The sequence below is a fragment of the Pseudomonas sp. B13(2017) genome, assembly GCF_002113245.1.
Lineage (GTDB): Bacteria > Pseudomonadota > Gammaproteobacteria > Pseudomonadales > Pseudomonadaceae > Aquipseudomonas > Aquipseudomonas putida_Z.
The window spans coordinates 1-10,712 of record NZ_NEJX01000042.1; the positions used below are offsets into that span (position 1 = coordinate 1).

General features: G+C 61.8%; 11 protein-coding genes. 9 read left to right on the plus strand and 2 right to left on the minus strand.

Annotated elements, in window-relative coordinates; translation table 11 throughout:
- Positions 1-250: 250 nt before the first annotated feature.
- Complete coding sequence (locus CAG44_RS27185; RefSeq protein WP_085693481.1) at positions 251-1,072, minus strand: aldo/keto reductase; 822 nt, start codon at positions 1,070-1,072, stop codon at positions 251-253.
- Positions 1,060-1,965 carry a LysR family transcriptional regulator gene (locus CAG44_RS27190; protein ID WP_085593471.1) on the minus strand — a complete coding sequence of 302 codons (906 nt, stop codon included), beginning with the start codon at positions 1,963-1,965 and terminating at the stop codon, positions 1,060-1,062. Before CAG44_RS27190 ends, CAG44_RS27185 begins: the two co-directional genes overlap by 13 nt.
- A gap of 140 nt (positions 1,966-2,105) precedes the next feature.
- On the opposite strand from CAG44_RS27190, the gene CAG44_RS27195 reads away from it, so the two are divergent.
- The 9 genes from CAG44_RS27195 (at position 2,106) to CAG44_RS27230 (ending at position 10,568) form a co-directional block, all read left to right on the plus strand.
- Complete coding sequence (locus CAG44_RS27195; RefSeq protein ID WP_015270421.1) at positions 2,106-2,804, plus strand: CoA transferase subunit A; 699 nt, start codon at positions 2,106-2,108, stop codon at positions 2,802-2,804.
- Positions 2,805-2,839: 35 nt separating this feature from the next.
- Positions 2,840-3,496 carry a CoA transferase subunit B gene (locus CAG44_RS27200; RefSeq protein ID WP_085693483.1) on the plus strand — a complete coding sequence of 219 codons (657 nt, stop codon included), beginning with the start codon at positions 2,840-2,842 and terminating at the stop codon, positions 3,494-3,496.
- 154 nt (positions 3,497-3,650) lie between these two features.
- On the plus strand, positions 3,651-5,069 hold the full coding sequence (locus CAG44_RS27205) for a short-chain fatty acid transporter (protein ID WP_085593469.1): 1,419 nt from the start codon (positions 3,651-3,653) through the stop codon (positions 5,067-5,069).
- Positions 5,070-5,256: 187 nt separating this feature from the next.
- Positions 5,257-5,799 carry a helix-turn-helix domain-containing protein gene (locus tag CAG44_RS27210; RefSeq protein WP_075045302.1) on the plus strand — a complete coding sequence of 181 codons (543 nt, stop codon included), beginning with the start codon at positions 5,257-5,259 and terminating at the stop codon, positions 5,797-5,799.
- Between the two features lie 252 nt (positions 5,800-6,051).
- Entirely contained in the window at positions 6,052-6,228 is a 177-nt protein-coding gene (gene eppA, locus CAG44_RS29005; RefSeq protein ID WP_075045301.1) for an EPS-associated small membrane protein EppA, read from the plus strand.
- A gap of 243 nt (positions 6,229-6,471) precedes the next feature.
- The gene (locus CAG44_RS27215) at positions 6,472-7,029 is read left to right on the plus strand and encodes a polysaccharide biosynthesis/export family protein (RefSeq protein WP_085693486.1); all 558 of its coding nucleotides are present in this window, start codon (positions 6,472-6,474) and stop codon (positions 7,027-7,029) included.
- A 24-nt stretch (positions 7,030-7,053) separates the two neighbouring features.
- Positions 7,054-8,169, plus strand: a complete 1,116-nt coding sequence (locus tag CAG44_RS27220; protein ID WP_025339250.1) for a hypothetical protein — start codon at positions 7,054-7,056, stop codon at positions 8,167-8,169.
- A 19-nt stretch (positions 8,170-8,188) separates the two neighbouring features.
- Complete coding sequence (locus tag CAG44_RS27225) at positions 8,189-9,751, plus strand: Wzz/FepE/Etk N-terminal domain-containing protein (protein ID WP_025339249.1); 1,563 nt, start codon at positions 8,189-8,191, stop codon at positions 9,749-9,751.
- A gap of 10 nt (positions 9,752-9,761) precedes the next feature.
- Positions 9,762-10,568 (plus strand): CpsD/CapB family tyrosine-protein kinase, encoded by an 807-nt coding sequence (locus tag CAG44_RS27230; protein ID WP_085593459.1) that lies wholly within the window; start codon positions 9,762-9,764, stop codon positions 10,566-10,568.
- Positions 10,569-10,712 lie beyond the last annotated feature (144 nt).

The window sequence follows — 10,712 nt, forward strand, 5'->3', positions numbered from 1 at the left end:
CGAACCTTAACCCTTCGACGCCGAATAGATTGCGGCAAGCCAACTACGCATCCAGATTCAGTATTGCAGAAACTGGGAGGACCATAGATGTGGGAGCGGCCTTGTGTCGCGAAAGGGCTGCAAAGCAGCCCCAGCAATTTCAACTGTTGCGCATCAATCCTGGGGCCGCTTTGCGGCCCTTTCGCGACACAAGGCCGCTCCCACAGGGTACGAGGATTGCTTGCGAATTCAGTTCTCTTCGCGACAGTCGCTACACCATCGCCAACCGCTGCTTGCGCGTCGGTGCCGGGAACGCCCGGTCGATCGCCCGCAGGTCTTCGCTGGTCAAGGTCAGCATGCCCGCAGCCGCATTCAACCGCACATGCTCGGGCGTCACGGCCTTGGGGATGGCTATCACCCCGTCATCACGGGTCACCCAGGCCAGGCTGACCTGGGCCGTCGTGGCACCATGGCGCTCGGCGATTTCCGCCAGCACCGGGTGCTGCAGCAGGCGCCCGGCCTGGGCCAGCGGGCAGTAGGCCATGGTCGGCAGCGCGCGCTTTTCGCACCACGGCAACAGGTCGAACTCGATGCCACGCTGGGCCGGGTTGTACAGCACCTGGTTGGTGGCGCAATCGGGGTTGTGCAGTTCGCGCAGGTCGTCGACGTCGAAATTGGAAACACCCCAGCGCTTGATCTTGCCTTGCTCGCGCAAGCGCTCGAAGGCCTCGACGGTTTCCTCCAGTGGGTGCTGGCCACGCCAGTGCAGCAGGTACAGGTCGATGCAGTCGGTGCCCAGGCGCGTGAGGCTGCGCTCGCAGGCCGCTGCCATACCGCGCCGGCTGGCATTGTGCGGGTACACCTTGCTGACCAGGAACACCTGGTCGCGGCGCCCGGCAATGGCCTGGCCAACCACTTCTTCCGCACCACCTTCGGCATACATCTCGGCGGTATCGATCAAGTTCAGGCCAAGTTCGATACCCTGTTGCAGGGCCGCCACCTCGGCCGCCTTGCGGGCCGGATCTTCACCCATGTACCAGGTGCCCTGGCCGATGGCCGGAACGCTCGAACCTGCCAGTTTCACGTAACGCATGTCACCTCCGGGATGCGGGTATTGGAAAGCAGTACCTCGAGCAGCGCTTGCGCCGCCGTGGAAAGCTTGTGTTCGCTGAGGGCAATCACGCCGATGCGGCGCTCGACCGTGGGCTCGACCAGGGTGACGCAGCGGGCGCCAAGCTCCTGCATCTGGTTGATGCACAGTGCCGGTACGGCACTGACCCCCAGGCCACTGGCAACCATGCGGCCGATGGTCGACAGCTGGTGGCTCTCGAAAGCCACCGCCAGTTTGCCGTGGTGGGCGGCCACGTTCTGTTCCATCAGCAGGCGCACCGCCGAAGGGCGTTGCAGGGCCACGAAGTCTTCGGCCAGCAACTGTGCCCAGCTGACCTGGGGCAGCTGCGCCAAGGGAGAATCGGCGGGCACCACGGCGACGAAGCGGTCCATGTACAACGGGTGGAAATCCAGGCCATCGATGTTGTCCGGTTCGAAGCCGATGCCCAGTTCGACGCGGCGATGGCGCACCAGTTCCTGCACCTGTTCGTTGATCACATCGTGCACCGTGACGTTGACCTTCGGGTATCGCTGGCGAAATACCTTCAGCGAGTAGGGCAGCAGGTTGCCGGCAAAGGCCGGCATGGCCGCCACCGAAACCCGGCCCAGTTGCAGGGTGAAACGCTGGCGCAGCATTTCTTCGGTGTCGTCCCAGTCGGCCAGCAGGCGCCGCGCCAGTGGCAGCAGTACCTCGCCCTCGGCAGTCAGGCTGACGCTGCGTGTTGTGCGGCTCAGCAGGGCGCCGCCAAGGTTTTCTTCCAGGGCCTTGATGGTCAGGCTCAGGGCCGGTTGCGAGACATGCAGGTGTTCACCGGCCTGGGCGAAGCTCTGGTACTTGGCCACAGCGACAAAGGCGCGCAGTTGCTTGACGTTCATGACAGGCCTTTTGGTTGTTTTGCAAAAGTTATCAATCGATGATGAAAACAAAATTAACAAATCAGTCGCTTGCGGTGAAGATGTCCCCACACGCTCACCGACAGCCTCGTCGGTTCAACAACTACAAAAGGCGGATCAGCATGGCCGGACTGGACAAGCGCGTTGCAACCTATGAACAGGCCCTCGAAGGCCTGACCGACAACATGACGGTACTGGCTGGTGGTTTCGGCCTGTGCGGCATTCCGGAAAACCTTATCAGCGAAATCAAGCGCCGTGGCGTCAAGGGCCTGACCGTGGTCTCCAACAACTGCGGTGTCGATGGCTTTGGCCTGGGCGTGCTGCTGGAAGACCGGCAGATCCGCAAGATGGTCGCTTCCTACGTGGGCGAAAACGCCGAGTTCGAACGCCAGCTGCTGAGCGGCGAACTGGAAGTGGAACTGACCCCGCAAGGCACCCTCGCCGAGAAAATGCGCGCCGGTGGCGCCGGCATCCCGGCCTTCTACACGGCCACCGGCTACGGCACCCCGGTTGCCGACGGCAAGGAAGTGCGCGAGTTCAACGGCCGCAAGTACATCCTCGAAGAATCCATTACCGGCGACTTCGCCATCGTCAAGGGCTGGAAGGCCGACCACTACGGCAACGTGGTGTACCGCAACACCGCGCAAAACTTCAACCCGCTGGCGGCCACCGCCGGCAAGATCACCGTGGTCGAAGTGGAAGAGATCGTCGAACCTGGCGTGCTGCTGCCCAGCGAGATCCACACCCCGGGCATCTACGTGGACCGCGTCATCGTCGGCACCTTCGAAAAGCGTATCGAAAAGCGCACCGTCAAGGCCTGAGCGCCATCCACCAGAACAACAAAGAGATCCTGACCATGGCACTGACCCGCGAACAGATGGCGCAACGCGTCGCCCGTGAACTGAAGGACGGCTACTACGTAAACCTGGGCATCGGCATTCCGACCCTGGTGGCCAACTACGTACCCGCCGACATGGATGTGATGCTGCAATCGGAAAACGGCCTGCTCGGCATGGGCGAATTCCCCACCGAAGGCACCCTCGATGCCGACATGATCAACGCCGGCAAGCAGACCGTCACCGCCCGCCGCGGTGCCTCGATCTTCGATTCGGCGCAGTCGTTCGCCATGATCCGTGGCGGCCATGTCGACCTGACCGTGCTCGGCGCTTTCGAAGTGGATGTGCAAGGCAACATCGCCTCGTGGATGATCCCGGGCAAGCTGGTGAAGGGCATGGGCGGCGCCATGGACCTGGTGGCCGGTGCCGAGAACATCATCGTCACCATGACCCACGCTTCCAAGGACGGCGAGTCCAAGCTGCTGCCGCAGTGCAGCCTGCCGTTGACCGGCGCTGGCTGCATCCGCAAGGTGCTGACCGACCTGGCCTACCTGGAAATCGAAGACGGCGCCTTCATCCTGCGCGAGACTGCGCCCGGGGTGAGCGTTGAGGAAATCATCGAGAAAACCGCCGGCAAGCTGATCGTGCCGGATGATGTGAAGGAAATGACCTTCTAACGCATCATGTGATCCTACCCTGTGGGAGCGGGCGTGCCCGCGAATGCTGCGGTGAATTTACCGACGCATTCGCGGGCACGCCCGCTCCCACAGGGTTTTTGCGTTGTCTGGCAATACTGCTTCACCTCATAAAACCAATAAAAGGAATTGAACTGTGGCCGCTGAAATCCAAGACAGCCGTTCCGCGCGCTTTGCCTTGCGCTGCTCCAACTGGGCCGAACGCTGGTTCCCCGATTCCTGGGTGTTTGCCGCCCTGGCGGTGCTGCTGGTGTGCATCGGCGCCCTGGCCATGGGCGCCAAGCCGACCGACACCGCCAAGGCCTTTGGCGATGGCTTCTGGAGCCTGATCCCGTTCACCATGCAGATGGCCTTCGTGGTCATCGGCGGCTATGTGGTGGCCAGCTCGCCGCCCGCGGCGCGGCTGATCGACCGCCTGGCGCGCATCCCCGGCAATGGCCGTTCGGCAGTGTGCTGGGTGGCGCTGATCTCGATGCTGGCATCGCTGCTCAACTGGGGCCTGTCGCTGGTATTCGGCGGCCTGCTGGTGCGCGCCCTGGCCCGGCGCACCGAACTGAAGATGGACTACCGCGCCGCCGGTGCAGCCGCCTACCTGGGCCTGGGCGCCGTGTGGGCGCTGGGCCTGTCTTCGTCGGCGGCGCAACTGCAGGCCAACCCGGCCAGCCTGCCACCGTCGATCCTGTCGATTACCGGGGTAATCCCGTTCACCGAAACCATCTTCCTCTGGCAGTCCGGCGTGATGCTGGCGGCGTTGGTGGTGGTCTCGCTGGTGATCGCCTACGCCACGGCCCCGGGCCCGCACAGTGCGCGCAGCGCCCAGGACTGTGGGGTCGACCCCAGCTTCACCGCGCCACCGGCACCCCAGCGCACCCGCCCGGGCGAGTGGCTGGAACACAGCCCCATCCTGATCCTGCTGCTGGTGGCCCTGGCTGCCGGCTGGCTGTACCAGGAGTTCGCCACCAAGCCGGCGATTACCGCCATTTCCGGGCTGAACACCTACAACCTGTTGTTCATCATGCTCGGTGCCTTGCTGCACTGGCGCCCGCGCAGCTTCCTCGATGCGGTGGCGCGCGCGGTGCCGACCACCACCGGGGTGCTGATCCAGTTCCCGCTGTATGGTTCGATCGCGGCCATCCTCACCCAGGTGAAGGGCCTCGACGAGCAGACTTTGGCCCACCACATTTCGCTGTTCTTCACCCAGATCGCCACGCATGACACCTATGCCGTGCTGATGGGCGTGTATTCGGCGGTGCTGGGCTTCTTCATCCCATCGGGTGGTGGCAAGTGGATCATCGAGGCACCTTACGTGATGCTGGTGGCCAATGACCTGCAGTACCACCTGGGCTGGGCAGTGCAGATCTACAACGCCGCCGAAGCCTTGCCGAACCTGATCAACCCGTTCTACATGCTGCCGCTGCTGGGGGTACTGGGGCTCAAGGCACGCGACCTGATCGGCTTCTCGTTCGTGCAGTTGCTGGTGCACGTGCCGCTGGTACTGGTGTTGCTGTGGGCATTGGGTACGACGTTGCAGTACCTGCCGCCGGTGATGCCGTAAAGTCGGGGCCGCTGCGCGGCCCATCGCCGGCAAGCCAGGCTCCCACATCGACTGCATTGGCCCCAAGCCATGCGCAGTACCTGTGGGAGCCTGGCTTGCCGGCGATGGGCTGCACAGCAGCCCCAGCATTTCCCTGGCAGTCCACGTATGATGGCCAGGCTGCCTTCGCCTGGGAAACCCGCGTCACATGTCTATCCGATTGAAACTGCTGCGAAAGAAACTGGGGATGACCCTGGAGCTGCTGGCCGACAAGACCGGCATGACCAAGAGCTACCTGTCCAAGGTCGAACGTGGCCTGAACACCCCCTCGATCGCCGCTGCGCTGAAGTTGGCGCGGGCACTGAATGTCAATGTCGAAGAACTGTTCGCCGAAGAGCAGGCCGGCCAGAGCCGTTACAGCCTGGTGCGCCATGGCGAGCGCCAGGCCCTGGTGGGTGACGGGGCAGGGCCGGGGTACGCGGCCCTCACCAGCCAGGTCGGGCAGCGCAGCCTGCTGCCGTTCCTGATCCAGCCGCCGACCGAGTTCAGCGACCCCACGTTCAAGGAACACCTGGGCGAGGAATTTCTGTTCGTCCACGCCGGCCAGGTGGAGGTGGACTTCATGAACGAGCGGGTGCTGCTGGAGCAAGGCGATGCCCTGCATTTCAATGCCCAGACACCCCACCGGCTAAGGTCGGTGGGGCCGCTGCCGGCGCAGTTGCTGGTCGTGGTACACCACGCAGACGAGTAATACGCTGGGGCGCCAAAGTGCCCCACGGCCTTGCCTTTCTCAGCGATGAAACTCTGGCGCCACCAATGCAGCGGCCTGTGCTCAACTTGCGCGTCGATATTTTGACTGTATTGTCCGGCGCCCATTGAATTTTATTATAGTGTCGAATCGTTGACGCAATGTCATTGTGTTCATAAGCTCAATTCAACAGTGAAACAACTCCCGAACACCACGCCAACAAATAGTTGATTTTCCTCTTTACAGGAGGGGCGTATGCGCACGGCTCTGATTATCAAATCGATGTCTTTGCTGGCGCTGATGAGTGGCGCGGCGCGTGCGGCGGATATGTATATCAATCAGAACAGTATCATCCCTGTTTCAACCGCAGGGTGGTTCTTTGCATTTGCTGTCGTTGGCTTTGTGGCAGTCGCCAACAGGAAACAGATCTGAGTCCGCCAGCCTGGGTTTAACCCTTGACGCCAGCGGCCCGGGGCCTTGCTTGTCAATTCCCCAGCCGTTGCTATATTGCCAGTAGCCCGTGCAGGTCCACGGTTGCAGGCACACAGCGTCAAGGCAAGGCCTCTGGAAGATCGAGGCCATCGCGGTTGGTGTATGCCGCGAAGCGGAGCGAGAGTTGGTGTGTTGTTCTCATTCAGTGCTCTTTGTCGGGCCTTTTCGGCCGGAGGGACCCTCATGGTGCGTTCAATGTTTGCCGCGTTCTGCATGCTGATGGTGTGGTCTGGTGCCGGTAAGGCCGACCCGCACAGTGCTACCTACCTGCTCAGCCCCGGCGATGTGGTCATGGTTTCGGTATGGCAGGAAGACAGCCTGCGCCAGGAAGCCACCGTACTTCCCGATGGCAGTATCACGTTCCCCCTGGCAGGGCGCATCGATGTTGCCGGGCTGGATGTAACGGCAGTTGAAAAACAAGTGGCTGCCAAACTCGAGAAGTTTCTCCCCGACCCGAATGTCAGCGTTGTCGTCAAGAGCATCGCCGGCAACCTGGTCTATGTACAAGGCAAAGTGATCAAGCCCGGGCCGGTACAAATGGCAGGCCCTACCGCAGTGCTGCAGGCTTTGAGCATGTCGGGTGGCCTGGACAAGTTTGCAGATGAAAGCGAAATCAAAGTGGTGCGTGGCACCGGCGCTTCCCAAAAAATTCTGCCCGTGCGATATAGAGACCTGGTGTCTGGCCGGGATATGTCCACCAACATCCAACTGCAGGCTGGCGATACGCTGGTCGTTCCTTGATCTTGCCTTTAATAAGAACACTTAATGCCTCTTCTAAGAACAACTAGCATTGCAACGGCAATCTTGGTGTTGCCGTTTACGGACACAGTCCTGGCAGCAAATTGGCAGTCTACGGTGGTGGTACCGACATCCGTCGAACATGACAGCAACCCCTTGCTGCTGTCGTCGGGTGAAAAGGGCATAACGCGCACGATCATCGCGCCGGATTACACCCTGATCGGTACCTTCGACCGTGACGAACTGAGGTTGGGGCTAGGCGTGCATGTATTGCGCTCGTCCGACACGGCGGTGGTCGACAACCGTGAGGACCCCGACGTGAGCCTGGGCTGGCAGCGCCAGACCGAGCGCGGGCGGTTTGGCCTGCTGGCGCGTTACAACGAAAGTTCGACGCTGTCGGGAACGGTGCTGGATACCGGCGTGGTCACCACCGATGGCACGCAAAAGCTGTATACGCTGGCCGGCAACTGGAGCCAGGCGGTTACCGAACGCAGCACCTTGAGCAACGAAACCACGTACAACCGTGCCCGTTATGACATCAGTACGCTGACGGGTTACGAAGAACTGGGCAACGTGTTCACCTGGACCTACGCCTGGAGCGAGCGGGCTGATCTGTACAGCCGCTTTGGCGCCCGGCGCTATGAGCCCGAGCAGGACCAGACGGCGACGGCGTCCAATAGCTACAGCCCGGCGGTCGGGGTCAAGTACCAGTTCTCCGAACGCCTCAGCGCCGATGCGCATGTGGGTGTCACCGAGGTTTCCGGTGACGAAGGTGGCCGACGCGGGGAGGGTGGGGTAGCGCTGCTGTATACCGGTGCGCGCGCCGTCGCCAGCTTCACCGCCGAACGCAGCACGGTGGCCAGCGCCGAAGGCGGCTTCGCCGAGCTGGACCAGGTGCGCGGTGTGTGGAGTTACGCCGTCAGCGAATTGACCCGGGTGGGCGCGGACGCTGCCTGGCAAGACAGCAAAGGGCAGACCCCCAACACCCTGCAGACCTACAGCGTGTGGGCCAGCCGCGAGTTTTCGCCGTACTGGGACCTGCGCCTGTCGCTGATGTACAAGGATCGGCAGCAGGATCACGAAGCTGATGCGAACGCTACGATCGTGGGTTTGACGTTGACGTACAGGTACCCCGACATCTGAACTTCAGGCAGGTGGCCCCATGAAGTCCGACTACGAGCTCTCCCTCAGAGATTACATCGCCATAATCAAGGACCGGGCCCTGTTGTTGGGGGGGAGCATCGTAGTCATCCTGGCCGCGACCGTCGCTGTCGCAGTGATGGTGCCGCCGATCTACCAGTCGACCGGCACCATCCTGGTGGAGTCGCAGCAGATTTCACCCGAGCTGGTATCGACCAACAACACCAGTTTCGCCGATGAACGCATCGAAGTGATTCGCCAGCGGGTGATGACCCGCGAAAACCTGCTGCGCATCATCGACAAGTACAACCTGTTCCCCGACAAGCGCTTCAGCGATAGCGACAAGATTGACCACATGCGCAGTGCCATCGTGGTCGAAACCCTCACAACCTATGTACGCGGGCGTGGCGAAGCAACCGTGGCGTTCAATGTGTCCTTCGAGCACAAGCAGCCGGAGGTGGCCAAGGAAGTTGCCGACGAGTTGGTCACGCTGTTCCTCAACGAGAACCTCAAGCAGCGTACCGAGCGGGCCAACGAAACCACCGAGTTCCTCACCCAGGAGGCGAACAAGCTGGGTGCCGAGCTGGCCAGCCTGGAAAACCAGCTGGCGGATTTCAAGCAGGCCCACGCCAATGCCTTGCCCGAGCACCAGACCCTGCGCATGAACATGCTGTCACGCTCGGAGCTGGAGTTCCGCGAGGTCGACCGTGATTACAAGGCCGCCCAGGAAGAGCTGCGTTACCTTGAGCTGGAACTGTCCGCGGCCAGTGCCGGGCTGGCTACCAAGGTCGGCGAAGGCCCCCGGGTGGCCAGTGCCGAGCAGCCCCAGGACCTGCCCAGCCTGAAAGCCGAGTATGCCCGGCTGCTGAGCCGCTACAAGGAAGCCCACCCCGATGTGGTGGCGGTCAAGCGCAGGATCCAGGCGCTCGAAGCCAGTGGCAATCGCACGGCGGCGGCCTCCACGGTCGGCCTCGATGTCGCCCGCGTGCGCGCCAAGATGAGTGCGGCACAGGTGCGCATTGCTTCGCTGGCCGAGCAGAAGCGCGAGCTGACCCGCAAGATGGAAGGCTACGAGGCCGAGATCCTCGAGGCGCCGCAGGTCGAGCGTGGCCTGGTGACCTTGATGCGTGACCACGACAACGCGCGCAAGAAGTACGAGGAAATCCGCGCCAAGGAAATGGGCGCGAAGATTACCGAAAGCCTCGAGCAGGAGAACAAGGCCGAGCGCTTTGTGCTGCTGGAGCCACCGCTGATGCCCGAGAAACCGATCAAGCCCAACCGCAAGAAAATCGCTGCGCTGGGCCTGGTGCTGGCACCGGCAGGTGGCGGTGCGCTGGTGATGCTGCTGGAAATGCTCAACCAGCGCATTCGCGGCGTCGGTGCCTTGGAAAACCTGCTGGGCAGGCGGGTGCTGGTGGCGCTGCCATACATCGATACCAAGGCCGATGTGGCCAGGCGCAAGCGTTGGCGCAACTGGCTGATCCTGGCTGCACTGGTGCTGGCGGCTATCATGGTGGTGCTGGTGCACGTGTTCTACATGCCACTGGATGTGCTGTTGTTCAAAGTCATGTCTCGGTTTGCATAGGAAAGCAGTGATGGACAGGACCAAGCCGGCTGTTGGCAATAATCTTCACCAGGTTACCCCAGGTACCCCGCAGGCCTTGTCACCCGCTCCAGGTACGGCGCTGGTGGAAGTGCCTGGCCAGTTCGATTACGTGAACACCAAGGTGGTGCCGCTGCGCGCGGAGCACCTGGAGCGTCATCGTATCGTCGCCTACAACAAGAACTCCAACATGAACGGGCCGATTGACCTGCTACGCACGCAAGTGCTCAGGACCATGGACGAGAATGGCTGGCGAACCTTGGCCATCACCTCGCCAACCCCTGAAGCAGGCAAGACGGTGCTGTCGATCAACCTGGCCATGAGCATCGCCCACCACACCACCAAGACTGCGTTGCTGGTGGACTTCGACCTGCGTCGGCCCAAGGTCGGCAGCAGCCTGGGCCTGCCCATGGACCAGGCGTTGAACGAGTTTCTGACGGACAAGGCCGAGCTGCAGGATTGCCTGGTCAACCCGACCTTGCCTCGGTTCGTGGTACTGCCCACGCGGGTACCGGTGCCGTTGTCTACCGAAATGCTGTCGTCGCCCAAAGTGAACAACCTGATCAGCGAACTGCGCAACCGCTACGAGTCGCGCATCTGCATTTTCGATTTGCCGCCGTTGCTCAGCTCTGACGATGCGATCACCGTGATACCCAAGTTCGACTGTGTGCTGCTGGTGGTGGCCAACGGTATGAACAACAGGAAGGAAATCGAAGATTGCCTGCATCACCTGGCCAGGGTGAACCTGGTGGGGACGGTATTGAACAAGGCTGACGAGCAGCCTCGGACCTATTATTGAGGCACAGGATTCTGGGGCTGCGTCGCAGCCCATCGCGACACAAGGTGAACTGGCCTAATGATCCCGGACACCTCTTAAGGGCGATATGATTCGCCCAATCAGGAGGTTCCATGCAAGAACGAAAGACCTACACCCGCGAGTTCA

Bases quoted from the DNA above. Each gene is read 5' to 3' on its own strand.
- CAG44_RS27230 (WP_085593459.1), top strand. From the start codon at position 9,762: ATGGACAGGACCAAGCCGGCTGTTGGCAATAATCTTCACCAGGTTACC.
- CAG44_RS27220 (WP_025339250.1), top strand. From the start codon at position 7,054: ATGCCTCTTCTAAGAACAACTAGCATTGCAACGGCAATCTTGGTGTTG.
- CAG44_RS27215 (WP_085693486.1), top strand. From the start codon at position 6,472: ATGGTGCGTTCAATGTTTGCCGCGTTCTGCATGCTGATGGTGTGGTCT.
- CAG44_RS27195 (WP_015270421.1), top strand. From the start codon at position 2,106: ATGGCCGGACTGGACAAGCGCGTTGCAACCTATGAACAGGCCCTCGAA.
- CAG44_RS27210 (WP_075045302.1), top strand. From the start codon at position 5,257: ATGTCTATCCGATTGAAACTGCTGCGAAAGAAACTGGGGATGACCCTG.
- eppA (WP_075045301.1), top strand. From the start codon at position 6,052: ATGCGCACGGCTCTGATTATCAAATCGATGTCTTTGCTGGCGCTGATG.
- CAG44_RS27185 (WP_085693481.1), bottom strand. From the start codon at position 1,072: ATGCGTTACGTGAAACTGGCAGGTTCGAGCGTTCCGGCCATCGGCCAG.
- CAG44_RS27190 (WP_085593471.1), bottom strand. From the start codon at position 1,965: ATGAACGTCAAGCAACTGCGCGCCTTTGTCGCTGTGGCCAAGTACCAG.
- CAG44_RS27225 (WP_025339249.1), top strand. From the start codon at position 8,189: ATGAAGTCCGACTACGAGCTCTCCCTCAGAGATTACATCGCCATAATC.
- CAG44_RS27200 (WP_085693483.1), top strand. From the start codon at position 2,840: ATGGCACTGACCCGCGAACAGATGGCGCAACGCGTCGCCCGTGAACTG.